This window comes from Streptomyces sp. NPDC092370 (assembly GCF_044755265.1).
Classification (GTDB): domain Bacteria; phylum Actinomycetota; class Actinomycetes; order Streptomycetales; family Streptomycetaceae; genus Streptomyces.
The window spans coordinates 23,276-46,331 of the sequence record NZ_JBIVQO010000005.1 but is presented as its reverse complement, the minus strand read 5'-3'; the positions used below and the strand labels follow the sequence as shown (position 1 = coordinate 46,331).

Annotated in this window: 18 protein-coding genes, 5 tRNA genes and 1 pseudogene; 10 read left to right on the top strand and 14 right to left on the bottom strand. The window is 69.6% G+C overall.

Going from position 1 to position 23,056, the window contains the following annotated elements:
• Positions 1 to 203: 203 nt before the first annotated feature.
• From ACIQHQ_RS17030 to hrpA, 3 genes are all read right to left on the bottom strand, one after another.
• Positions 204 to 395 (bottom strand): DUF6274 family protein, encoded by a 192-nt coding sequence (locus ACIQHQ_RS17030; protein ID WP_402612728.1) that lies wholly within the window; start codon positions 393 to 395, stop codon positions 204 to 206.
• A 156-nt stretch (positions 396 to 551) separates the two neighbouring features.
• A tRNA-Asp gene (locus ACIQHQ_RS17025) sits at positions 552 to 626 on the bottom strand.
• A 94-nt stretch (positions 627 to 720) separates the two neighbouring features.
• The gene (hrpA, locus tag ACIQHQ_RS17020) at positions 721 to 4,665 is read right to left on the bottom strand and encodes an ATP-dependent RNA helicase HrpA (RefSeq protein WP_402612727.1); all 3,945 of its coding nucleotides are present in this window, start codon (positions 4,663 to 4,665) and stop codon (positions 721 to 723) included.
• A 157-nt stretch (positions 4,666 to 4,822) separates the two neighbouring features.
• Here hrpA and ACIQHQ_RS17015 point away from each other — a divergent pair, with 157 nt between their 5' ends.
• Positions 4,823 to 5,995 carry an RNA-guided endonuclease InsQ/TnpB family protein gene (locus ACIQHQ_RS17015; protein ID WP_402612726.1) on the top strand — a complete coding sequence of 391 codons (1,173 nt, stop codon included), beginning with the start codon at positions 4,823 to 4,825 and terminating at the stop codon, positions 5,993 to 5,995.
• A gap of 154 nt (positions 5,996 to 6,149) precedes the next feature.
• Here ACIQHQ_RS17015 and ACIQHQ_RS17010 read toward each other — a convergent pair.
• The 4 genes from ACIQHQ_RS17010 to ACIQHQ_RS16995 all read right to left on the bottom strand — a co-directional run bounded on the left by ACIQHQ_RS17010 (position 6,150) and on the right by ACIQHQ_RS16995 (position 8,085).
• A tRNA-Phe gene (locus ACIQHQ_RS17010) sits at positions 6,150 to 6,223 on the bottom strand.
• Between the two features lie 24 nt (positions 6,224 to 6,247).
• A tRNA-Asp gene (locus ACIQHQ_RS17005) sits at positions 6,248 to 6,322 on the bottom strand.
• Positions 6,323 to 6,357: 35 nt separating this feature from the next.
• Positions 6,358 to 6,430 (bottom strand) — tRNA-Glu (locus ACIQHQ_RS17000).
• Between the two features lie 80 nt (positions 6,431 to 6,510).
• Positions 6,511 to 8,085: a metallophosphoesterase gene (locus tag ACIQHQ_RS16995; protein ID WP_402612725.1), complete on the bottom strand. Its 1,575-nt coding sequence runs from the start codon at positions 8,083 to 8,085 to the stop codon at positions 6,511 to 6,513.
• A gap of 83 nt (positions 8,086 to 8,168) precedes the next feature.
• Here ACIQHQ_RS16995 and ACIQHQ_RS16990 point away from each other — a divergent pair, with 83 nt between their 5' ends.
• The 3 genes from ACIQHQ_RS16990 (at position 8,169) to ACIQHQ_RS16980 (ending at position 11,841) form a co-directional block, all read left to right on the top strand.
• Positions 8,169 to 8,519, top strand: coding sequence for a metallopeptidase family protein (locus ACIQHQ_RS16990; protein ID WP_283974205.1), 351 nt, complete (start codon positions 8,169 to 8,171; stop codon positions 8,517 to 8,519).
• Between the two features lie 935 nt (positions 8,520 to 9,454).
• Entirely contained in the window at positions 9,455 to 11,563 is a 2,109-nt protein-coding gene (locus ACIQHQ_RS16985) for a DEAD/DEAH box helicase (RefSeq protein ID WP_402612724.1), read from the top strand.
• Positions 11,564 to 11,768: 205 nt separating this feature from the next.
• A tRNA-Lys gene (locus ACIQHQ_RS16980) sits at positions 11,769 to 11,841 on the top strand.
• Between the two features lie 158 nt (positions 11,842 to 11,999).
• Here the strand turns inward: ACIQHQ_RS16980 and ACIQHQ_RS16975 are convergent.
• The 4 genes and pseudogenes from ACIQHQ_RS16975 to ACIQHQ_RS16960 all read right to left on the bottom strand — a co-directional run.
• A pseudogene (locus tag ACIQHQ_RS16975) lies at positions 12,000 to 12,442 on the bottom strand (hypothetical protein); the annotation flags it as partial.
• A 200-nt stretch (positions 12,443 to 12,642) separates the two neighbouring features.
• On the bottom strand, positions 12,643 to 13,137 hold the full coding sequence (locus ACIQHQ_RS16970) for a DUF6281 family protein (protein ID WP_402612723.1): 495 nt from the start codon (positions 13,135 to 13,137) through the stop codon (positions 12,643 to 12,645).
• A 460-nt stretch (positions 13,138 to 13,597) separates the two neighbouring features.
• Positions 13,598 to 14,458, bottom strand: coding sequence for an RNA polymerase sigma factor SigF (locus tag ACIQHQ_RS16965; RefSeq protein ID WP_283974208.1), 861 nt, complete (start codon positions 14,456 to 14,458; stop codon positions 13,598 to 13,600).
• Positions 14,459 to 14,789: 331 nt separating this feature from the next.
• Complete coding sequence (locus ACIQHQ_RS16960; protein WP_402612722.1) at positions 14,790 to 15,284, bottom strand: MarR family transcriptional regulator; 495 nt, start codon at positions 15,282 to 15,284, stop codon at positions 14,790 to 14,792.
• A 151-nt stretch (positions 15,285 to 15,435) separates the two neighbouring features.
• Here ACIQHQ_RS16960 and ACIQHQ_RS16955 point away from each other — a divergent pair, with 151 nt between their 5' ends.
• The 5 genes from ACIQHQ_RS16955 to ACIQHQ_RS16935 all read left to right on the top strand — a co-directional run bounded on the left by ACIQHQ_RS16955 (position 15,436) and on the right by ACIQHQ_RS16935 (position 19,589).
• Entirely contained in the window at positions 15,436 to 16,608 is a 1,173-nt protein-coding gene (locus ACIQHQ_RS16955) for a PP2C family protein-serine/threonine phosphatase (protein ID WP_402612721.1), read from the top strand.
• A gap of 146 nt (positions 16,609 to 16,754) precedes the next feature.
• Positions 16,755 to 17,666: an STAS domain-containing protein gene (locus ACIQHQ_RS16950; protein ID WP_402612720.1), complete on the top strand. Its 912-nt coding sequence runs from the start codon at positions 16,755 to 16,757 to the stop codon at positions 17,664 to 17,666.
• Positions 17,663 to 18,076, top strand: a complete 414-nt coding sequence (locus tag ACIQHQ_RS16945; RefSeq protein ID WP_402612719.1) for an STAS domain-containing protein — start codon at positions 17,663 to 17,665, stop codon at positions 18,074 to 18,076. The genes ACIQHQ_RS16950 and ACIQHQ_RS16945 overlap by 4 nt, the downstream gene beginning before the upstream one ends.
• Entirely contained in the window at positions 18,076 to 18,519 is a 444-nt protein-coding gene (locus ACIQHQ_RS16940; protein ID WP_402612718.1) for an anti-sigma regulatory factor, read from the top strand. The genes ACIQHQ_RS16945 and ACIQHQ_RS16940 overlap by 1 nt, the downstream gene beginning before the upstream one ends.
• Complete coding sequence (locus tag ACIQHQ_RS16935) at positions 18,519 to 19,589, top strand: SpoIIE family protein phosphatase (protein WP_402612717.1); 1,071 nt, start codon at positions 18,519 to 18,521, stop codon at positions 19,587 to 19,589. The genes ACIQHQ_RS16940 and ACIQHQ_RS16935 overlap by 1 nt, the downstream gene beginning before the upstream one ends.
• A gap of 83 nt (positions 19,590 to 19,672) precedes the next feature.
• Here the strand turns inward: ACIQHQ_RS16935 and ACIQHQ_RS16930 are convergent, their stop codons facing one another.
• The 3 genes from ACIQHQ_RS16930 to ACIQHQ_RS16920 form a co-directional block, all read right to left on the bottom strand.
• The gene (locus ACIQHQ_RS16930; RefSeq protein ID WP_402612716.1) at positions 19,673 to 20,173 is read right to left on the bottom strand and encodes a MarR family winged helix-turn-helix transcriptional regulator; all 501 of its coding nucleotides are present in this window, start codon (positions 20,171 to 20,173) and stop codon (positions 19,673 to 19,675) included.
• A 118-nt stretch (positions 20,174 to 20,291) separates the two neighbouring features.
• Entirely contained in the window at positions 20,292 to 20,924 is a 633-nt protein-coding gene (gene ribA, locus ACIQHQ_RS16925) for a GTP cyclohydrolase II (RefSeq protein WP_402612715.1), read from the bottom strand.
• Positions 20,925 to 21,150: 226 nt separating this feature from the next.
• A complete protein-coding gene (locus ACIQHQ_RS16920; RefSeq protein ID WP_402612714.1) occupies positions 21,151 to 21,666 on the bottom strand; it encodes a MarR family winged helix-turn-helix transcriptional regulator in 516 nt (171 codons plus the stop codon).
• A 76-nt stretch (positions 21,667 to 21,742) separates the two neighbouring features.
• On the opposite strand from ACIQHQ_RS16920, the gene ACIQHQ_RS16915 reads away from it, so the two are divergent.
• Complete coding sequence (locus ACIQHQ_RS16915) at positions 21,743 to 22,873, top strand: dihydrofolate reductase family protein (protein ID WP_402612713.1); 1,131 nt, start codon at positions 21,743 to 21,745, stop codon at positions 22,871 to 22,873.
• Positions 22,874 to 23,056 lie beyond the last annotated feature (183 nt).

Here is a 23,056-nt window from a genome sequence, read left to right as displayed (position 1 = left end):
CTGCGCGGGACGCCCCGGTCAGGGTGCAATTGCACATATTAAATTGACCCTTTGTAGGTGGGACGTAAGTACCGCACTTTCCAAAACTCATGCGGTGACACCCGTCACATACCAAGCGGCTTGTTAGCCCTGCCGCAGGTGCGGTAGAGAAGCCTCCGGCTCCAGCAACCCCTGCCCCAGCGGGTGTTGGGACAGCACGTCGATCATGCGGGAGCCGGACTCTCGTCCTGCCCCGCCGGAGCCGGGACCTGAGCGGCACGCGGCGCGCCCTCCATCGCCAGCCGCAGCAGACGGTGGCAGATCGGGCAGTGCCGCGTGAGATGCCGGTACGACGACGCGGCCGACAGGTGCGCGCGCAGCAGAGCCCGCGTCTCGTGCCTGACCGCTGCCGCCATACGCCACCTCCGGAAGGCCGCACAGGGAACGGCCCTGATTCTGGGGTACCGACGCGATGAGGAGGCGTCAAGACGGCGTGCAGCCGCCCAGAGGGCGGAGACCAAGCCCAGGGCACACGAAAGAGCCCGGATCCGAAGATCCGGGCTCTTGTCACGCGGTCCTGACGGGATTTGAACCCGCGGCCTCCACCTTGACAGGGTGGCGAGCACTCCAAACTGCTCCACAGGACCAGGTTTCGCGGCGCCATTCGTGCGTTGCGCTGCGAGAAGAGACTCTACAGGAGGGTGACCCCCGGACGCGAACTCACCCCCCGCGCCCGCGCCGTCACGGAGCCGCCGCGTCGATCGCCTTCACGATCCGCTTGTCGGAGACCGGGTACGCCGTGCCCAGCGCATGAGCGAAATAGCTGACCCGAAGTTCCTCGATCATCCAGCGGATGTCCAGGACCGACGACGGCACCGGCCGGCCCTGCGGCATCTGCTCCAGCAACCAGGCGTACTCGTCCTGCATCTCGTGGACCTTCTGCATCCGCGTGGTGTCCCGCTGGACGTTCGCCGGCATCTGCTGCAGACGCCGGTCGGCCGCCACCAGATAGCGCATCAGGTCCGGCAGACGCCGCACCCCCGCCTCCGTCACGAAACCCGGCTTCACGAGGGCGTCCAGCTGCCCCCGCACATCCTGCAGGTTCGGCAGCAGCGCGGGGCTGCGCACAGCCTTCAGACGCCGCTCACACGCCTGCCAAGCGGCCAGCACCTGCTGCACCTGCCCCACCGTACGCACGGTCGTGTCGACGATCTCGGCGCGCACCCTGTCATACAGCTTCCGGTACGACTCCTCGTCCCACGCCGGCCCCCCGAAGTCCCCGATCAGCTTGTCGGCGGCGGCCATCGCACAGTCGTCGAACAGACCCTGGATCGAACCGTGCGGATTCGCGGACAGCGCCAGCTTCTGCGCGTTCGTCAGCTTCTGCGAGGCGAACTTCGCCGGATTCACCGGGATGTTGCGCAGAATCAGCCGCCGCGTGCCCTTCCACATGGCCAGCGCCTGCTCCGCCTCCGTGTCGAACAGCCGCACGGACACCGTGTCACCGTCGTCGACCAGCGCCGGATACGCCTTCACCGGCTGACCGGCCCGGCGGGTCTCGAAGACACGAGTGAGAGCGCCGATCGTCCAGTCGGTCAGGCCCGAACGCTCCAGGGACTCGCCCCCGGAGCGTTCGGCCGTCGCCGCGGCCGCCTGCGAGAGGGCCTTGCGGGCCTTCGGGCGCAGCCTCAGCTTCAGCGCCTCCAGATCCTTGTCCTCCGCCAGCTTGCGACGCCGCTCGTCAACGATCCGGAAAGTCACCTTCAGATGGTCGGGGACCTTGGACAGATCGAAATCGTCCGCCTCGAAAGGCACACCCACCATGAGCCGCAACTCGCGGGCCATCGTCGTGGTCAAAGGCTCCTGAAGCGGAACGGCCCTGTCCAGGAACGCCCTCGCGAAGTTCGGCGCCGGGACGTAGTTCCGGCGGATCGGCTTGGGCAGGGACCGGATCAGCTCCGTGACCAGCTCCTCCCTGAGACCCGGGATCTGCCAGTCGAAGCCCTCGTCCGTCACCTGGTTGAGCACCTGCAACGGGATGTGCACCGTCACACCATCGGCATCCGCACCCGGCTCGAACTGGTACGTCACCCGGAACTTCAAGTCCCCCTGCCGCCACGAGTCCGGATAGTCGGCCTTGGTGACCTCACCCGCCTTCTCGTTGATGAGCATCTCGCGCTCGAAATCGAGGAAGTCGGGCCGCTCGTGCCGCTTGTGCTTCCACCAGGAGTCGAAATGCGCCCCAGAGACGACATGCTCGGGGATCCGCTGGTCGTAGAAGTCGAACAGCGTCTCGTCATCGACCAGGATGTCCCGGCGCCGGGCCCGGTGCTCCAGCTCCTCGACCTCCGTCAGAAGACGCCGGTTGTCCGAGAAGAACTTGTGGTGCGTGCGCCAGTCACCCTCCACCAGCGCGTTCCGGATGAACAGCTCACGGCTGATCTCCGGATCGATCCGCCCGTAATTGACCTTCCGCTGCGCCACGATCGGCACGCCGTACAGCGTCACCTTCTCGTACGCCATCACCGCCGCCTGGTCCTTCTCCCAGTGCGGCTCGCTGTAGGTCCGCTTGACCAGGTGCGCGGCGAGCGGCTCGACCCACTCGGGCTCGATCCTGGCGTTGACGCGCGCCCACAGACGGGAGGTCTCGACCAACTCGGCGGACATCACGAAACGCGGCGGCTTCTTGAAGAGCGCCGAACCGGGGAAGACCGCGAACTTCGCGCTGCGCGCCCCCAGGTACTCGTTCTTCGCGCCCTCCTTCACATCCTTCATGCCGATGTGCGACAGCAGACCCGCCAGCAGCGACAGATGGATCCGGTCGGCCGGGGCGTCGTCCTCGTTGAGATGAATGCCCATCTGCTTCGCGACCGTACGCAACTGCGTATAAATATCCTGCCATTCGCGGATGCGAAGGAAATTCAGATACTCCTGCTTGCACATCCGGCGGAAGGACGACGAACCCCGCTCCCTCTGCTGCTCACGGATGTAACGCCACAGGTTCAGATAGGCCAGGAAATCACTGGTCTCATCCCTGAACCGGGCATGCTGCTGATCAGCCTGCGTCTGCTTGTCGGCCGGGCGCTCACGCGGATCCTGAATGGACAGCGCGGCGGCTATCACCATGACCTCACGCGCACAGCCGTTCTTGTCCGCCTCCAGCACCATCCGCGCCAACCGCGGGTCGACGGGCAACTGAGCCAACTTGCGACCGGTGTCCGTGAGCCGCTTACGCGGATCCTTCTGCACCGGATCGAGAGCGTTCAGCTCCTGGAGCAGCTGAACACCGTCACGGATGTTGCGATGGTCCGGCGGATCGATGAAGGGAAACCTCTCGATGTCACCCAGGCCCGCCGCCGTCATCTGCAAAATCACCGAGGCGAGATTCGTCCGGAGGATCTCCGCATCCGTGAACTCCGGACGGGCATTGAAGTCGTCCTCGCTGTACAGACGGATACAGATACCGTCCGACGTACGGCCACAACGGCCCTTGCGCTGATTGGCACTGGCCTGCGAGACCGGCTCGATGGGCAGCCGCTGCACCTTCGTGCGGTGACTGTAACGGGAGATCCGGGCGAAACCCGGATCAATCACGTACTTGATGCCCGGAACCGTCAGCGACGTCTCCGCCACATTCGTGGCCAGAACGATCCTGCGACCCGTGTGCGGCTGGAAGACACGATGCTGCTCCGCATGCGACAGCCGGGCATACAGCGGCAGGATCTCCGTGAACCGATAGTTCTTCTTGGCGAGCGCGTCCGCCGTGTCCCTGATCTCCCGCTCACCCGAGAGGAAGACCAGGATGTCCCCCTTCCCCTCCCCCTGAAGCTCCTCCACGGCATCGGTGATCGCGGTGATCTGGTCCCGGTCGGCGTCCTCGCCGTCCTCCTCCAGAAGCGGCCGGTAACGGACCTCCACCGGATACGTACGGCCACTGACCTCGATGATCGGGGCATCACCGAAATGCCGCGAGAAGCGCTCGGGATCGATCGTCGCCGAGGTGATGACGACCTTGAGGTCAGGCCGCTTCGGCAACAACTGAGCGAGATAACCCAACAGGAAGTCGATGTTCAAAGACCGCTCGTGGGCCTCGTCGATGATGATCGTGTCGTACGCCCGCAGCTCCCGATCGGTCTGGATCTCCGCGAGCAGAATGCCGTCCGTCATCAGCTTGACGAACGTGGCGTCCGGATCGACCTGGTCCGTGAAACGGACCTTCCAGCCGACAGCCCCGCCGAGCGGCGTGTCCAGCTCCTCGGCGACACGCTCGGCCACCGTACGCGCGGCGATCCTACGAGGCTGCGTATGCCCGATCATGCCACGCACACCGCGACCGAGCTCCAGACAGATCTTGGGAATCTGCGTCGTCTTGCCGGAACCGGTCTCACCGGCGACGATCACGACCTGATGGTCACGAATCGCCGCCGCGATGTCGTCCTTCTTCTGGCTGACCGGCAGCTGCTCGGGATACCTGACCTCCGGCACGAGGGCACGCCGCCCGGCCATCCGCTCCTCGGCCCGGCCCACCTCCGCCTCGATCTCGGCGAGCACGGCGGCCCGCGCCTCCGGCTTACGGATCTTGCGCGCACCTTCGAGCCTGCGCCCGAGCCGGTGCGCGTCGCGCAGGGACAGCTCGGTCAGGCGGGGGGCGAGGGCGCCGAGGGCGGGGGCAGGGTGCGTAGACATACGCGATCCAGGATCTCATCCCCGGCAAAACAGAGGCGAACGGATTTCGACCAAGCACGAAGAGGATCTCCGAGCGCACGACCGAGCAGTCATTCGATCGAGTGATCGGAGCTCGATCACCTGAACCCAACACCGACCCCGCCCTACATTCCTGCACGTGAAGCTCGTGATCCGCGTCAAACTCCTGCCCACCCCCGAACAGGCATCGGCACTACAGGCAACCCTCCACACCTGCAACGCGGCAGCCGACCACGTCTCCCACACGGCCTTCACCACCGGCATCACACACAACCGCGCACTACGCGCCCTGACCTACACCCACCTCAAGACCCGATGGTCCCTCGGCGCCCAAGCCGCCCAGCACGTCATCAAAAAGACCAGCGACGCCTACACAGCCCTCGCCGGCAACCTCAAAGCCGGAAACCTCGGCAGACCCGGCTCCACACGCTTCCGCAGAGCCACCGAAAAACCCCTCACCTTCCGGCCCGACGGCGCCCAGCCCTACGACGACCGCATGCTGTCCTGGCAGATGCCACAACGCACCGTCTCCATCTGGACCGTGGCCGGACGCATGAAACGCCTCCCCTTCACGGGCGAGGAAACGCAACTCCGTCTCCTCGCCCGCCACCGCCAAGGCGAATCCGACCTCATCAGCCAGAACGGCCACTGGTACCTCCTGGCCACAATCGACATCCCGGAACCCCCCACCACCCCGGACCCACGCGGATTCATCGGCGTCGACCTCGGCATCACCAACATCGCCACCACCTCGACCGGCCACCGGCACAGCGGCCGACGCCTCAACCGCAGCAGACAGCACGACCGCCGCAACCGCGACAACCTCGCAAGAAAACACACCCGGTCCGCCACACGACGAGCCAAACGCCGCGCGGGAAAGGAAGCCCGCAGAACCCGCGACATCAACCACAAGATCAGCAAGCACATCGTGACGGAGGCCCAACGCACCGGCCGCGGCATCGCCCTGGAAAACCTGGGCGGCATCCGCGAACGGGCACGGCTGAAAAAGCCCCAACGCGTCACGATCCACTCCTGGGCCTTCGCCCAGCTCGGCGCCTTCATCGCGTACAAGGCGCGCCGGGCCGGAGTGCCGGTGGTGCACGTCCATCCGGCCTACACCAGCCAGGAGTGCTCGCGCTGCCATCACATCGACAACAAGAACCGGCCGGCACAGGCCGTGTTCTCGTGCAGGAACTGCGGCTTCGTTGAGCACGCGGACCTGAACGCGTCCCACGTCATCGCCGGCCGCGGCTGGTGGACCTGGGTCTGCGGGGCCGAGTCACAGGTCCCTGCCCTCACGCTGATCGCGTAGGGGCTGGATGCGCCGCTTCCGCCGAAGCCATCGGCGGGGCGAGCTGCGAGCCGGAGGGTTTCACCTCTCCGGCAGCGGACGCGGACGCTCGTACCAGGGTGTGATCCACGAGGCATGCAACAAGGCCCCGATCCGAGGATCGGGGCCTTGACTGTGGCTGGGGCCGGGGTCGAACCGGCGACCTATCGCTTTTCAGGCGATCGCTCGTACCAACTGAGCTACCCAGCCACGAGGTTTCACGTGAAACCTCAGCGGTCCTGACGGGATTTGAACCCGCGGCCTCCACCTTGACAGGGTGGCGAGCACTCCAAACTGCTCCACAGGACCAAGCTTCGTACGACAGTGTCGCACAGGGTGGTGCGTGCCCCCAACGGGATTCGAACCCGTGCTACCGCCTTGAAAGGGCGGCGTCCTAGGCCGCTAGACGATGAGGGCTATCGGCCCGCCTGGGCGCTTCTCAGCGCGTCGGGGACGTGAGAAGCATATGGGATGGCGGGAGCTATCGCCAAAACGGTTTACGGGGAGGCCGGTGGAGTGCTCTCCGGTGGGGTGCTGGGGGACTGGCTCGCGCCGGGCTGGTTCTCCTTGGGGAGGTGGCGGCTGACCTCGGCTGTGGTGAGGCCGAGGCCGCCCAGTTCGATCTCGTCCCAGGCCTGGAGATGGCGGGTGTCCCGGTCGAAGTAGAGGATCGACGCCTCGATGGGGTCGGGGTGTTTGCCCTCGATGGCGCGCAGGCCGCTGCCGCCCGTGGAGCCTTCGATGCGGAGGCGGGTGCCGTAGGGCAGGACCTCCATCTCGTCGTGGTGGAGGTGGCCTGCCAGGACCAGGGGGACTTCGCCGTCGACCTCGCGGGCGGCGGAGGGTTCGTGGGCGATGGCGATGTCGACCGGGGTGCCGGCTGTGCTCTGGTCGCGCAGGGCTGTGGCCAGGCGGGCGCCGGCGAGTTCCTGGGACTGTTCGGCGCCTGTCTGCTGGGAGCGGTCGGGGGTGAACTGGGGGTCGCCGATGCCTGCGAAGCGCAGGCCTTTGATCGTCTTGGCCTTGGCGTCGTCCAGGACGTGGACGTTTTTCAGTTTCTGCATGTAGCGCTGGGTGGTCATCGAGTCGTGGTTGCCGCGGACCCAGACGTAGGGGGCGCCGAGGTCTTCGATGGGGTCCAGGAAGCCGTTTTCGGCGGCTGTGCCGTGGTCCATGGTGTCGCCGGAGTCGACGATGACGTCGACTTTGTACTGCTTCACGAGGGAGGCGATGATCTTCCAGCTTGCCGGGTTGAGGTGGATGTCGGAGACGTGCAGGACGCGGATGGTGGAGGGGTCGGGCGCGTAGGCGGGGAGTGTCGAGGTGGCGTCGTAGAGCTTGGTCACGTTGGTGACCAGGCGGGCCAGTTCCTTCTGGTAGACGTCGAATTCGGTGACGATGTTGCGGGCGTTGCCGACCAGGGAGGGGGCGGAGGTGAGCAGTCCGGAGAACTTGGGTTCCAGGACGGAGTCGGGGCGCCAGGTGGCGTAGGCGGTGGCGCCCGAGGCGGCGAGGAGGGTGAGGGCGAGGCCGCCGGCGGCGAGGGCGCGGCGGGGGCGGCGGTAGACGGCGAGGCCGAGGGCGGTGGCTCCGGCGACGACGGCGACGCTGGAGCGGAGGGCGAGGTCGCGGGTGCCGTGGCCGACGTCCTCGGTGACCTCGTTCTGGAGGCCGGAGAGGCGTTCGGGGTGGTCGACGAGGGCTTGGGAGCGGTCGGGGTCGAGCTGGTCGACGTTGACGTCGAGGCGGACGGGGGCGATGTGACTGTCCAGCTGGAGGGCGCCGAGGGGTGAGATGTTGATCTTGGTGCCGCCGGTGAAGGAGGGGCGCAGGGTCATGGTGGTGTTCATGGGGCCGACTGGGACGCGGACGTTGCCGACGACCAGGAGTCCCAGCCAGGCGCCGAGGAGGACGACGGTCACGAGTCCTGCTGCGCGGGTCCAGGGGTGTGGCTGTGCCACGAGTTCGATGGTGGCGGGTGCCTGGTGTGAGCGGTAGTGGTGGGTGAGGGCGCGCGGGCCCTTGAGGATCGGTTTCAGGACGCTCCGGACTGCGGCGGGGACGCGGGCCATTGGTCGCGTATGCCCAAGTGTGCGGGTGGATATGCGGGGCCGGAGGGCTCTCGTGTGGCGGGGTGGTGGCCGACAATGGGCGTGTGCTGGAGATGACGCGTGAGGAGTTCGAGGAGCTGGTCGCCGAGGCGCTGGACCGGATTCCGCCGGAGTTGATGCGGTTGATGGACAACGTCGCGGTGTTCGTCGAGGACGAGCCGCCGGCGGATGATCCCGAGTTGCTCGGGCTGTACGAGGGGACTCCGTTGACTGATCGGGGTGAGTGGTACGCCGGTGTGCTGCCGGATCGGATCACGATCTACCGGAATCCGACGTTGCGGATGTGTGAGTCGAGGGAGGACGTCGTCGCGGAGACGGAGATCACGGTGGTGCATGAGATCGCGCATCATTTCGGCATCGACGATGCGCGTCTTCACGCTCTGGGTTACGGCTGACCGGGTTGTGGATGCGGGGCGCGTGTCCTCTTGTGGGTGGGGGGAGTTGGAGGTGTTGACTCCATCGCCCCTTCCGGAGGTGGCCCCGTGCGCCCCTTGTACGTACCCGTCCGACTGGCCGTCACGGTCGTGGCGGTCGCTGCTGCCGCCGGTTGTATGAGTGTGGGCGACGACGATGCGGGCGGGAGCGTCAAGCCGTCGCATTCCGCCGGTCGGCGGGGTGGTGGCCCGCCCGACGGTGGGCCGGCGGTTTCGGGTGGTGGTGGGTTCGGCGCGGCGGGGGTCGAGGGCGAGCGGGGGCGTGGCAAGGGCGAGAAGGGCGGGAAGGGCAAGGGGGGCGGGGTGCGGGGGCCGGCGTCCCCCGAGGTGTCGGCGAGCGCCGGTGTGAGTGCGTCCGTGCCGGGGCGTGACGGGCCGGGGAGGCCGTCGCGGCCCACGCCGAGGCCGCCGGTGCCGCCGACGCCCACGCGGACGGTCGAGCCGGAGCCCACGCCGACGCCGCCGGAGCCGACGGTTTCGCTGGAGCCGACGCCGGAGCCGTCGTCGTCGGCGCATGAGCCGCCGGGGCCGCAGTTGGCGCAGCGGGAGCCGGCGCCGGAGGCGGGGTTGCCGGCGTGAGGCGGGGGCGGGAGGTCTGTGGGCCGGGGTGGGAACATTTTCGGCTGGGGGGTGGTTGGAGCTTTCGGGTGACCGTTCGGTCGACGGATGGTGGCCCGCTGTCTCCTGCGCGGTCCGGTTTGCCTTACAGGGCCCGGAGTGCGTATGGTGGCAGATCGTTTGATCCCATCTTGCCCGGCGCCACTGCAGAGCGCGCCGTGTGGCGCGTACTCTCCCTTGCCGTGGTGGACCGCATTGAGGCGGTCGTATTGCGAATCGCGAATCACGGAGTTGACGGGCGCGTGCCGACTTGAGACTCCGGAAGGTTTCGCATTCGCATGTCCATCGCCAGTACTGATCACGTCGTCGTGCCCGAGAACGAGGCAGTCGAGGACGCCCCCGAGGCCACGTTCGCGGACCTCGGTCTTCCTGAAGGTGTTGTGCGCAAGCTTGCGCAGAACGGTGTGACCACCCCCTTCCCGATTCAGGCCGCGACCATCCCGGACGCCCTGGCCGGCAAGGACATCCTCGGCCGTGGCCGCACGGGCTCCGGCAAGACCCTGTCGTTCGGTCTGCCGACTCTGGCCACGCTGGCCGGTGGCCGTACGGAGAAGCACAAGCCGCGTGCTGTCATCCTGACGCCGACGCGTGAGCTGGCCATGCAGGTCGCCGACGCGTTGCAGCCCTACGGCGACGTCCTGGGCCTGAAGATGAAGGTCGTCTGCGGCGGTACGTCGATGGGCAACCAGATCTATGCGCTGGAGCGTGGTGTCGACGTGCTGGTCGCCACTCCGGGCCGGCTGCGGGACATCATCAACCGTGGTGCCTGCTCGCTGGAGAACGTGCAGATCGCCGTTCTGGACGAGGCGGACCAGATGTCGGACCTGGGCTTCCTGCCCGAGGTCACCGAGCTGCTCGACCAGGTTCCGGCCGGTGGCCAGCGCATGCTGTTCTCGGCCACGATGGAGAACGAGATCTCCACGCTGGTCAAGCGCTACCTGACCGACCCGGTCACGCACGAGGTCGACAGCGCGCAGGGCAACGTGACGACCATGTCGCACCACATCCTCATCGTGAAGCCCAAGGACAAGGCGCCGGTCACTGCCGCGATCGCCTCCCGCAAGGGCCGCACGATCATCTTCGTCCGCACCCAGCTGGGCGCCGACCGTATCGCCGAGCAGCTGTGCGATTCCGGTGTGAAGGCCGACGCGTTGCACGGCGGTATGACGCAGGGCGCGCGGACCCGTGTGCTGGAGGATTTCAAGAAGGGCTACGTCAACGCGCTCGTCGCGACGGATGTCGCCGCGCGCGGTATTCACGTGGACGGTATCGACCTGGTCCTGAACGTGGACCCGGCCGGTGACCACAAGGACTATCTGCACCGGGCGGGCCGTACCGCGCGTGCCGGGCGTACGGGCACGGTCGTGTCCCTGTCGCTGCCGCATCAGCGGCGTCAGATCTTCCGGCTGATGGAGGATGCGGGCGTCGACGCTTCGCGGCACATCATCCAGGGTGCCGGTGCGTTCGACCCGGAGGTCGCGGAGATCACCGGTGCCCGTTCGATGACCGAGGTTCAGGCCGAGTCGGTGGGCAATGCCGCGCAGCAGGCCGAGCGTGAGGTCGCTCAGCTCGCCAAGGAGCTGGAGCGGGCGCAGCGGCGTGCGAGCGAGCTGCGCGAGGAGGCCGACCGTCTGGTCGCCCGGGTCGCCCGGGAGCAGGGTGAGGACCCGGAGGCCGCGGTGGCCGAGGCGCAGGCGGCGGTGGTGGCTGCGGCGGCCGAGGTGTCCGTGCCCGAGCAGCCGGCGGCGCAGGACGTCGACCGGGTGGATCGTGACGACCGTGGTGGGCGTTCGTTCGAGCGTCGGGATGACAGTCGTGGTGGCGGTTTCCGCCGGGACGATCGTCGTGATGACAACCGTGGTGGTGGGCGTTCCTTCGAGCGTCGTGACGACCGTGGTGGGCGTTCGTTCGAGCGTCGGGATGACAGTCGTGGTGGCGGTTTCCGCCGGGACGATCGTCGTGATGACAACCGTGGTGGTGGGCGTTCCTTCGAGCGTCGTGACGACCGTGGTGGGCGTTCGTTCGAGCGTCGGGATGACAGTCGTGGTGGCGGTTTCCGCCGGGACGACCGTCGTGATGACAACCGTGGTGGTGGGCGTTCCTTCGAGCGTCGTGACGACCGTGGTGGGCGTTCGTTCGAGCGTCGGGATGACAGCCGCGGTGGTGGCTTCCGCCGGGACGACCGTCCGGGCCGCCCCTTCGAGCGTCGGGACGAGCGCGGTGGGCACCGTGGCAGTGACCGCCCCTTCAACCGTGACCGTCAGGGTGACCGTCCCGGTTTCCGCACCTCCGGGCACGACCGTCCTTCCGGCCGTCGTGACGAGCACCGGGGTGGTGGCTCGTTCCAGCGCCGCGAGGACAAGCCGCGCTGGAAGCGCAACGGCTGACATCAGCGCATGAGGAGCGCCGTGGTTTCGTCCCAACGGGCGGGCCACGGCGCTCTGTCGTTCGGGCGGGCGTGCGCGGACACGCCCGAACCGGTTGATCCGGGGCGCTCATCGGCCCTGTTCGTCCGTCCGGCAGGGCCGGGAGACCGATACCCGATCGGAGACGCGGCGTCGTCCGGCTATGCTCGTGGGGGCGACATCGCCTGGGCCCTTAGCTCAATTGGCAGAGCAGTGGACTTTTAATCCATTGGTTGTGGGTTCGAGTCCCACAGGGCCTACCGGTGGCGGGTGAGGGATACCCCCTCTGACCTGCAGCGCAGCGCCTGAGTCGACTTCGGTCGGGTCGGGCGCTGTGGCGTTTTCGGGCCCGTGCGTGAGCGATGCGTGAGCGGATGTGCCCGTGACGGCTGTCTGCCCGGCGAGCGCGGTGCCCAGGAACAGAGGTGGCGGGAGGAGCTGAGACGGCCTCACCCTGTTCGGCCTCGTACTCCACCCCGTCCAGCACCTCCTCCAGCAGCGCGGTGGCCCGCCTTCACAGGTCCGGATCCGCCACGTATGTGTTGCCCTCCCCGGGCAGCGACAGCCGGTACCGGGCGGCCCGGATGCCGAGGTCGGCGTAGGCACGGTGGATCAGGTCGAGGGTGGCGCGGGCCTCCTCGACGGCCTGCTCCAGGGTGCAGAAGATGTGGGCGTCGTTTTGCCGAGCACGGGCGAGTGCACATGCCGGTATCCGGCGGCCCGCTCGGCCGCACGGACGTACTGCTCCAGGGTGTGCCGTACGACGGCCCCGTCCGGGAGCCAGTACGGCAGCTCCGCGCCCATCAGGGGGTCGGTGTCGAACAGGTCGAGCTCTCGGCCGAGGCGGCGGTGGTCGGACATGGCGGTTCCTCTCGGTGAGAGGGCGAGAGCCGCCGGACAGCACAGAACCCCGGGGCACTCGCCCCGGGGTTCGCGTCAGCTCCTGGATCAGCTCGCCGGAACGTGGTCCGGCGTCGTCGTGAGTGACGGGTTGGCCCGCTTCATGGCGGGACCGCAACAGGGAGGCTCGGGCCGGGCGAAGCACTTTTCCACGCCTCGGCTCACGATCCGTCGATCAACTCCTGTACCTCGGGCGGAATCTTCTTGTCGGAGCGGAGGACCCTGAAGGGCTCCGCCTGTTCAGGAGAGGACCCGATCGCTATGACCACGTCCGGCGAAACGCCGTTCACCGCGTAGGCGTTCTCCGAGGACTCCGGCACGTCGGCGGCTTGGTCATTGGTGTCACGGCACGGCGGACTCGTGGCGGTGCCGACCTTCTGTCCGACCTCGACCTCGACGTCCGAGAGCTTTATGTACGTGCGGCCTTCGTAGAGGACGTCGCTCGCGCACACACTCTCGCCGTTCGCGTCGGCACCTTCCGAGCCTCCTGATCCGCACCCGACCGCGGTGAACGCCAGGGCTGCCAGTCCCGCCGCGATCGCCTGTCGTCCGACCCAGCTCATGGAGTCTCCCTGGTAGATGCTGCGAAGCCCCATGACGTCGCCCTTACCGAGTGTCCTCTTCTTCACTTCGCAGCGGTCCGCCTTGGTGAACATCGTGAGATTCGAATGCCCGGAACCCACGTGGCCCAGACCGAAGACATGACCGGCCTCGTGCGTGCCCGTGTTGAGAACATCGTGGTACAGGCCGTTGCAGGTGCTCGTCGGATTCCTCGTGAAGTCGAAGTCCGCGATGTTGAACCTCACGTCCGCTTCCCGGAGGTCGTTCTTGCCGACCGGGTTGGGCCATGTGTGCGCGCAGGTCGAGGCGACGGTCCCGGCGGCCAGGTCACCGGCGTCCCACGTGCTCTTGCCGTCCCGGGCGGTGCACGTCCCGTGGTTACTGATGTCCGCTTCGTACGTGGTCGCGCCCGCGTAGTGACTCTTGGCGGGTACTTGGTCGGCCAGGCCACAGTTGTCGGTGCATTGGTTGTGGGTTCGAGTCCCACAGGGCCTACGCGGAAGCCCCGGTCCGGATCGTCTCCGGGCCGGGGCTTTTGTCGTTGCGGGGGCGGGGTCAGCCGGTGGCGAGCATCCCCGACCGCAGCCGGGCCACTGTGCGGGAGATCAGCCGGGACACGTGCATCTGGGAGATGCCGAGCCGGGCGCCGATCTCCGCCTGGGTCAGTTCCTCCACGAAGCGCAGGTGGAGGATGAGGCGCTGGCGTTCGTCGAGTTCGGCGACCAGGGGGGCCAGGGCGTGGAAGTTCTCGACGAGTTCGAGGGCCGGGTCCTCCTCGCCGATGAACTGCGAGAGCGTCGTGTCGCTCTCGTCGGGGTCGCCGGTGACCGTGGCGTCGAGGGAGGAGGACAGGTAGCCGTTGGCGGCGATCTGGGCCTCGACGACCTCTTCCTCCGTCAGGTTCATCAGGGCCGCGAGTTCGGCCACCTTCGGTGCGCGGCCGAGGCGGGAGGCGAGTTCCTCGGTGGCCTTGGCGAGTTCGGTGCGGGCTTCCTGGAGGCGGCGCGGCACGTGCACGGCCCAGGAGGTGTCGCGGAAGAACCGCTTGATCTCGCCGATGATGTACGGCACCGCGAAGCTGGTGAACTGGACCTCGCGGGAGACCTCGAACCGGTCGATGGCCTTGATCAGGCCGATGACGCCGACCTGGACGATGTCTTCCATCGACTGGCCGCTGGTGCGGAATCGGCGGGCCGCGAAGCGCACCAGAGACATGTTCATCTCGATGAGCGTGTTGCGGGCGTACTGGTATTCGGGTGTGCCTTCCTCGAGCACGGCGAGCCGGTCGAGGAACTGGCCGGTCAGCCCGCGTGCGTCCTGCGGGGCGAGCTTCTGGGGCTCGGCGATCTGCGGCAGTTCCTCACCGGTGTAGGTGGCGGAATCCGTCGTCGTGCCGATGCGCGTGGTCGCCGTCACGGGCCCTCCCTCTTGTTCCGGCCCGCTCCGATCCCCCGACAGGCCACCTCCAGCGCCGCTACCCGCCATCGTCCGGCTCATGCCCCGCATATGCCCCGGCGAGACGTTGACCACAGTCGGCGCAGGTCGAGGCGGTGGCGGGGTACCCGGTCCGGTACTGCGACGGTACGGGCAGAGGAGGGTGGGCGGTGCGGTGCGCAGGAGAGGGACGAGGGGTTCGCGGAGCGGACAGTTGTCATTTGACAACGATAGGTGGAGGGCAACAGCCTAGGCGTGCCGAACGTGCGGGGGGAAGAGACCGGAAGGATCGATTCCGTGCGCGGCGGGTGTTTCAGGCAGTCCGGGTGCCGGACGAGGGGGAGTCTTCGGAGTCGTCGTGTATCTGGGCCGCCGCCGCGTCGCAGAACGCCTCCAGCCCCTGCAGCAGCGCCACCCGCTTCGCCGCGGGCATCTGGTCGAGCACCGCGCGCAGCGCCTGCTCCCGGCGTACCCGCAGGTCGGCGAGGAAGGTACGGCCCCGGCCGCTGAGGTGCAGGCGTACCTCGCGCCGGTCGGCCAAACTCACCTCCCGCTCGACGAATCCGGCCGCCTGCAGCCGGTCGCAGAGCCGGCTGGTCGAGGGCGGTGTGGAGGCGAGGGAGTCGGCGAGGGTGCGCAGGTTGATGCCCTCGTGGTGTTCGAGGATGAGCAGCACCCGCAGCTGGGACGCGGAGGCCGGCGCCGTCGAGGCGCGGCCCCAGAGGACTTCCAGCAACTCCGCGGCCGTGGAGGTCACACGGGCGACCTCTGCTGGCTCAGGGCGGGGTCGGAGGGAAGTCACAGTCACACTCTCGCAGGCACCGGGATGGCCGTCAGCGTACTAGGCGTGACGTGAGCCGCCCGGGACCCGCTTGCCGGACCCGCTTCCCGGCCCCAGGACAAGGAACCGTTTCCGAGGACGTGCCGACGTCCGCACCGAGGATGGTGAACAGACCACCGTGACCACGATCACGCACAGATTCGTGGCCGCCGAGCGCGCCCTGCGCACGGCGGCCCCCCACCAGTTGCTGGACGCGGTCCGTCGTGTACTGACCGATCAGTACGCGGCGGACTCCGTCGAGCTTTTCCTGGCCGACTACGGACTGACGGTGCTCCAGCCGGTGTCCGTGCTGCCGCACACCCTCCAGCCGGTGTCCGTGCACAACAGCCCGGCGGGCCGGGCCTTCGGTGCGCAGGAGCCGTACGTGGAGGCCTTTTCGGGTGATCTCGTACGGGTGCATCTGCCCGTCACCGTGCGCGGCGACCGCCTCGGGGTGCTGACCGTGACCCTGCCGGGCGGCGGGCACGCCGACGGCTGCCTGGGCGAGCTGGCCGAGATCGCCGAGGTGCTCGGGCACGAGGTCGTCGTGGCCGAGCGGGACACCGACGTGTATCTCCAGGCGCGCCGCCGGGACCGGCTGACGCTGGCCGCCGAGATGCAGTGGCAGCTGCTGCCGGGCCGCTCCTGCGCCCGCCCCGAGTACGAACTGGGTGCGCAGCTGGAACCGGCGTACGCGATCTTCGGGGACAACTTCGACTGGTCCGCCTCGGCCGACCGGCTCAGTCTGTACGTCACCAACGGCATGGGCGAGGGCATAGAGGCCTCGCTGCTGACCAACCTGGCGATCAACGCCCTGCGCAACGCGCGCCGGGCCGGGCTGCCCATCGACGACCAGGCGGCCCTGGCCGATCAGGCGGTGTACGCCCACTACCGGGGCCGTTGTTATCTCTCCATGCTGATGCTCGACTTCGAGCTGGCCACCGGGCGGGTCCGGGCGGTGGACGCCGGGTCACCGCAGATGCTGCGGCTGCGCCGGGGCACGGTGGAGCGGGTGCCCTTCGAGGCCCAGCTGCCGCTCGGCATGTTCGAGGAGACCGACTACGCCGTCCAGGAGTTCCGTGCCGAGCCCGGTGACCGCCTGGTCTTCGTCAGCGACGGGGTGTACGACGTGGCCTCCCCGGGCGGCGAGGCCTACGGGGAGGCGGCCCTGACCCGGGCGATCCAGTCGACCCGGCTGCTGCCGGCCGCCGAGGTGCCCCGGGCCGTCCTGCGCGAACTGACGGGTCACCGCGGCGAGTCGACTCCGGACGACGACGCCCTCGTGGTGTGTCTGGACTGGCGTGGCCGGTAAGGGACCGGGGAAGGCGCAGGTCGGGGGCGCCGGTGGGCAGTTGTTTGGCGGGGCTGTACGCCGGCACTAATGTTTGTCATACGGCAAGTAACGGCCGAGGCGCCGTCGCGCGACCTCGGGCCGGCCCGTACAAGGGAGCGATGCAAGTGTCGGTGTCGGAAGAGAACGCGGAACAGGAGCCGGCCGCATACCAGGTGAGCGCGTTCCTGGAGCGGCGCCGGGAGCAGATCGCCCAGCGGTGGGCGGACGCCGCGCTGTTCCGCACGGTCTTCACGGTGTCGCGTGACGAGGCGGTGGAGGCGGGCCGGGCCGTGACCGCCGCGCTGGCGGCCGTGGCGGCTTCGGGGCGGCTGGAGGACATCCGGGCGGCCGGGTTCGAGTCGGTGCGCGACCAGTTGGGGCGCATGGCGGCCTCCCGCGCCCGCACGGGCATCGACCCGGACGGGGTCGCCACCGAAGTGGCCGCCCTGCGTGAGCCGGTGGCCGACCTGCTGCGCGCGGAGTTCCCGGAGCCGTACGCCCCCGAGGCCCAGGAGGCCGTGGTGGCGCTGACCGTGCTCATGGGCACGCTGCGCCTGGTCGTGCTGGAGACGACGGTCAGTGCGGGCGAGGAACTGATCGCCCGGCAGCGCGAGCAGCTGCACGAGGTGGCCACCCCGGTGATCAAACTCTGGGACAGCACGGTCGCGGTGCCGCTGATCGGCACCCTCGACAGCGCGCGCAGCCAGGTGGTCATGGAGAGCCTGCTGGACGCGATCGTCGCCGAACGCGCCCGGTACGCCATCCTCGACATCACCGGCGTGCCCACGGTCGACTCGCTGGTCGCCCAGCACCTGATGAAGACCGTGGCGGCGGCCCGGCTGATGGGCGCCGAGTGCATCGTCTCCGGCATCCGGCCCGCGATCGCGCAGACCATCGTCCATCTGGGCATCGACCTGGGTACGGTGCTCACCCGCTCGAGCCTGGCGGACGCGCTCGCCTACGCCCTCAGTCAGCAGGGTGTGGAGATCGCACCGCTGCGGGCGGCCGGCGCGGCGGCGGACGCGGGCACGCGGTGACCGGGTCGGCGGGACACGGGCCCCTGGGCGGACACGGCTTCACGGTGCCGGTCCTCCAGCTGGGCGACGTCCTGCTCGTCACGCTCCAGGGGGAGCTGCACGACGGGATGGCCGAGCAGCTCCAGCAGGACGTCACGGACCGGATCTCGCACTCCCGGGTGACCGGGGTGGTGATCGACATCTCCGGTGTGGAGATCGTCGACTCGTTCCTGGGCCGGGTCCTCGCCGAGATCGCCGCCGGAGCCAAGCTGCTGGCGGCCCGTACGGTGCTGGCCGGGATGCGCCCGGCGGTGGCGATCACCCTGGTCGAGCTGGGGCTCACCCTGCCCGGCCTGCGGACGGCCCTGGACGTCGAACGTGCGATGGAGCTGCTCGGTGTGACCACGCCCCGGGGCGAGGGGAGACCGTGATGCAGACTTCCCGCCATGCCGGCCCGGCCAGTCTGCCGATCGGCTCGGACGCCGATCTGGCCTGGGTGCGCCAGCAGGTCCGGCAGGCCGCCGCCGAGCTCGGTTTCGGTCTGGTGCAGCAGACCAAGCTCGTCACGGCGGCGAGCGAACTGGCCCGCAACACCCTCGTCCACGGCGGGGGCGGCCATGTGCAGATCACTCCGCTCGCCCTGGGGCAGTCGCACGGGCTGCGGCTGGCCTTCGTCGACAGCGGGCCCGGCATCCGCGACCTGGACCAGGCGCTGACCGACGGGTACACCAGCGGCGGCGGGCTCGGACTCGGCCTGAGCGGGGCCAAGCGGCTCGTGCAGGAGTTCGAGGTGGACAGCCGGCCCGGTGAGGGGACCACCGTCACCGTCACCGCCTGGGCCACCGTCGTACCGCCCTCCCGGACGGTGCCGTGATGAGCAGGGTCTGGGACGTGCCGGTGGACGACTCGACCCGGGTGCGGGACGTCCGGGTGGCGGCCGAGGAGGCCAGCGCCTGCGCCGGCCTGCCCCCGAACCGCACCGCGACCGCCGCGCTCGTGGCGACCGAGCTGGCGACCAACCTGCTGCGGCACGCGGGCGGCGGGCGTGTGCTGATCAACCTCGTCGAGCGTGCGCACGACGACGGCCACCGGCCGGCGGTGCAGCTCGTCTCGGTCGACCACGGCCCCGGCATCCCCGACGTCGCCGCGGCGATGCGCGACGGATACACCACGACCGTCGCCGCCTCGCTCGGCGCCGGGCTCGGCACGTGCCGGCGCATAGCGAACGACTTCGATCTGCACAGCGCCCCCGGCCGGGGCACCGTCGTGATGGCCCGGATCGGCCACGAGCCGGCCGTCCGCAACCAGGGGCCGCCCCCGCCCGGTCCGCGGGCCGGGGGTGTCAACGTCCCCCTCGGCCGGGCCGAGCAGTCCGGGGACGCCTGGGGCCGGGTGTGCGGCGGTGACCGTCTGACCCTGCTGCTCGCCGACGGGCTCGGGCACGGGGCGAAGGCGGCCGAGGCCTCCACGGCGGCGGTGACGGAGCTGCGCGGCGTGGCCGAGCTGCCGCCCCCCGAGATCCTGCGGAGGCTGGGCCGGGCCCTGCGCCCCACCCGGGGCGCGGCCGTTGCGGTGGCCCAGCTCGACGTGGCCGCCGGGGAGTTGAGCTTCGCGGGGATCGGCAATGTCGGCGCCCGGCTGCGGACCGACGGCACGTGGAAGGCGCTGTTGTCCCACCCGGGCATCGTGGGCGCGCAGGCCCCGGCGTCTCTGCCCGTGCAGCGGGTGCCCTGGCAGGCCGACAGCCTGCTGGTCCTGCACAGCGACGGCCTGCCCAGCCGCTGGACGCCGCCCGACGACGGTGTTCTCCCCGGCTGCGACCCGGCGGTGGCGGCCGCGGTGGTGCTCCGCGACGCCGGGAGCGCGGCCCGGCCCACGCGGGACGACACGTGTGTGGCGGTACTGACCGCCGGCGGCGTGAGCCGCCACGGCTCGGGAACCTGACGGGCGTTGAGGGGCCGGACGACCGGCGGGGACTCACCGGCGGCTGACGGCCTAGAAGGCGCCGCCGGTACGCCTCCCGGGACTCACTCGATCCCGTCGACGCCCGGTACCACCTTGCCCTGGGCGGTCAGGAACCCCCGCAATCCCCTGCGCAGTGCCGCCCGTTCGGCCGGTTCCATCGCCGCCAGCGCGGCGGCCAGGGCCTGGGCGCGGCGGCCGGCGACCTCCCCCAGCACATGCCGGCCGTGTGTGGTGAGCCACAGCTGCACCTCGCGGCGGGTGTCGGGGTGCGGGACCCGCTCCAGCAGGCCGGCCGCCGCCAGGCGGTCGCAGAGGCGGCTGGCCGTGGGGAGGCCGATGTCCAGGCCTTCCGCGAGGGTCGTCAGATTCAGACCGGGTGTCGCCTGCACGGTGCGCAGTGCCCGCAACTGGTGCAGGGACAGGCGCAGGGACGCCTCCTGGGCGGCGACCGACCACAGCGCCGTCAGACTCTCCACGGCATCGGCGATCTGCGATGCGACGGCCTCCGGGCCATCCCCCGGTCCCCTCGCCCGGTGGTCGCCGGGGCCGCCGAGATCGGTCACGAAACGGTCACTTCCATAAAGCTCCGGGTACTGATGAGGTCGCCCTCTTTCAAAGGCTGTACCCGGGGAACCGAGGGGCAAGCAGCTCGGTTCGGTGCCCGGCCGGGCCGGGGGCGGTTCAGCCCGCGCTGAGCGCGGCCAGCGGCAGCGTGTGCTGGGTCTGGAGGACCTTCGCGCGCAGGTAGCGGACGTTGTGTGCGGTCGTGAAGACGCCCGTGGGGATCCGGTCGCGGACCTCGACGCCCAGGGACCGCAACTGGTCCGCCTTGTCCGGGTTGTTGGAGAGCAGGTCCAGCTCGCCGATGCCCAGGGCCCGGAGCATCTGGGCCGCCGCCGTGTAGTCGCGGGCGTCCTCCGGCAGCCCCAGGGCCGCGTTCGCCTCGTAGGTGTCCAGACCCTCGTCCTGGAGGGCGTAGGCGTCGAGCTTGTTGTAGAGGCCGATGCCCCGGCCCTCCTGGCGGAGATAGAGGAGCACGCCGCCGCGCTCGGCTATGCGCTCGACCGCCTCGCGCAGCTGCGGGCCGCAGTCGCAGCGGGCGGAGCCGAACACGTCCCCGGTCAGGCACTCGGAGTGCAGCCGCACCAGCGGGACCGGCCCGGGCTCGCCGAGGACCACGGCCACGTGCTCCTGCCCGTCGGCCAGTCCGTGGAAGGTGACGAGCTCGGCGTCGGCCTCGTAGCCGTCCTGGAAGCGCAGCGGGACCCGGACTCGGGAGCGGGGGGTGGCGAGGACGGCGGGTGTGTCGGGCATACGGGGCCTCCGGGTTCCGTTTCCTGTTCGGCTGCACAGCCGTATTGCTTCAGATTTGAAGCAGATGCACGAGTGGAACCCTACTCGTGCTTTAAATTTGAAGCAACGGAGATCCGTGGGGGTGTGGCGCGTGTCACTGCCGTGTCATTCGCGTCACCCGCGTCACCGGCCATTCCGCCACCCATGTCACCGGCGTCACCGGCGTCATTCCGTCACCCGCGTCTCGTCACGCACAAGGTGACGACGACCTCCGCCGCCATGGCACGTCGTCCGCCGCCGGTCGCGCCCCGTCCTCCTGGAGCCCCTGCGCGATCGCCGCGGAGATCTTCTCCAGCTGCCCCACCTGCTCCTCGCTGAGCCGGTCGAACACAAAGCTCCGCACGGTCTCGACATGCCCGGGCGCCGCGCGCTCCAGCACGGCGAAGCCCTCGTCGGTCAGTGTGGCGACGCTGCCCCGCTTGTCGGCGGAGCAGGCCTCGCGCCGCAGCATGCCGTCCTTCTCCAGCCGGGTCACCGCGTAGGTCAGCCGGCTGCGCGTGATCTTCAGCCGCTCGGCCAGATCGGTCATGCGCAGCCGCCGGTCCGGGGACTCCGACAGGACGGACAGGATGGAGTAGTACAGGTGCGGCATGCCGGCGTCCTGCTGGAGCTGCCGGTCGATCGCGTCCTCCAGGAGCAGCGAGGCGGCGATGTAGGCGCGCCAGGCGCGCTGCTCATCGGGGGTGAGCCAGCGAGTCGTCATGCCGCCAGTGTAGGTTTGTTTCAAACTTGAACCAAGCCGGTCCAGTGCCGCCGTCCCGACCAGCCGCGGAGCGCCGATGCCTCACCCGTACGTCCTGCTGTCCGCCGCCGTCTCTCTCGACGGCTACCTGGACGACACCGGACCCGACCGCCTGCTCCTGTCGAGCCCGGCCGACTTCGACCGGGTCGACGAGGTCCGGGCCTCCGTCGACGCCATCCTGATCGGCGCCGGCACCATCCGCGCCGACAACCCCCGGCTGCTGGTGAACTCCGAGGCGCGCCGGGCCACCCGCACGGCCGCCGGGAAACCGGAGTACCCCTTGAAGGTCACCGTCAGCGGCTCCGGCGACCTCGACCCGGACGCCCGCTTCTGGCACACCGGCGGTGAGAAGGTCCTCTACACGACCGACCGGGGAGCCGGCCGCGCCCGTGCCCTCGACCTCGCCACCGACGTCGTCCCGCTCGGGCCCGACCTCGACTGGCGGCGGCTCCTCACGCACCTGCACGACGTCCGGGGGGTACGCCGGCTCATGGTCGAGGGCGGTGGCCTGATCCACACCCAGCTCCTCACCCAGGGCCTCGCCGACGAACTCCAACTGGTCCTCGCCCCGCTCTTCGTGGGCGACCCCCGGGCGCCCCGCCTCTTCGGCCCCGGCGGCTACCAGGGCGGCCGCCTCCGGCTGCTGGAGTCACGGCGGATCGAGGACGTCGTCCTCATGCGCTACGAGCCGACGGCCCCGGGCACCGGCCCGCTGCCCGCCGCGGCCGACCACCACTGGCTGGCCCTCGCCTGCGAACTGGCCGGTCGCTGCCCGCCCTCGGACACGGCGTTCAGCGTGGGGGCGGTGGTGGTCGCCGCCGACGGCACGGAACTGGCCCGCGGCCACTCCCGCGAGGCCGGCGACCCGGTCGTGCACGCCGAGGAGGCGGCCCTGGCGAAGCTCGACCCGGCCGATCCGCGCCTCCCCGGCGCGACGGTGTACAGCAGCCTGGAGCCCTGTGCCCGCCGCGCCTCCCGCCCCGCACCCTGCGCCCGGCTGATCCTCGACGCGGGCGTACGGCGGGTCGTCACGGCCTGGCGGGAGCCGGACACCTTCGTCGCCGACGCCGACGGCAGCGGCCTTCTCTCGGCCGCCGGAGCGCAGGTCGTCGTCCTGCCGGAGCACGAAGAGCGGGCCAAGGCCCCGAACCGCCACCTCCCGGGCTGAGTGCGGGCCGATCGGCCCGACACATCCCCCGTCCGCACCGCCGTCCGGGTCGCGCCGCCTCCAGGGTCGGGACGACGGCGCGGAGGCGGCGGCCATCAGGCCGGCGCGCAGACGAAGGACGGCAGCACTGTTCTTCCAGCCGCCGCTCATCGCACTCGCCCTCCTCGTCCCCTCCCGCCGGTC

What these genes read in the sequence shown, in the direction of transcription:
- ACIQHQ_RS16920 (WP_402612714.1), bottom strand. Translation starts at nt 21,666, where the DNA reads ATGACGACTCGCTGGCTCACCCCCGATGAGCAGCGCGCCTGGCGCGCC.
- ACIQHQ_RS16985 (WP_402612724.1), top strand. Translation starts at nt 9,455, where the DNA reads ATGTCCATCGCCAGTACTGATCACGTCGTCGTGCCCGAGAACGAGGCA.
- ACIQHQ_RS16995 (WP_402612725.1), bottom strand. Translation starts at nt 8,085, where the DNA reads ATGGCCCGCGTCCCCGCCGCAGTCCGGAGCGTCCTGAAACCGATCCTC.
- hrpA (WP_402612727.1), bottom strand. Translation starts at nt 4,665, where the DNA reads ATGTCTACGCACCCTGCCCCCGCCCTCGGCGCCCTCGCCCCCCGCCTG.
- ribA (WP_402612715.1), bottom strand. Translation starts at nt 20,924, where the DNA reads ATGCCCGACACACCCGCCGTCCTCGCCACCCCCCGCTCCCGAGTCCGG.
- ACIQHQ_RS17030 (WP_402612728.1), bottom strand. Translation starts at nt 395, where the DNA reads ATGGCGGCAGCGGTCAGGCACGAGACGCGGGCTCTGCTGCGCGCGCAC.
- ACIQHQ_RS16970 (WP_402612723.1), bottom strand. Translation starts at nt 13,137, where the DNA reads ATGTTCACCAAGGCGGACCGCTGCGAAGTGAAGAAGAGGACACTCGGT.
- ACIQHQ_RS16935 (WP_402612717.1), top strand. Translation starts at nt 18,519, where the DNA reads ATGAGCAGGGTCTGGGACGTGCCGGTGGACGACTCGACCCGGGTGCGG.
- ACIQHQ_RS16915 (WP_402612713.1), top strand. Translation starts at nt 21,743, where the DNA reads ATGCCTCACCCGTACGTCCTGCTGTCCGCCGCCGTCTCTCTCGACGGC.
- ACIQHQ_RS16940 (WP_402612718.1), top strand. Translation starts at nt 18,076, where the DNA reads ATGCAGACTTCCCGCCATGCCGGCCCGGCCAGTCTGCCGATCGGCTCG.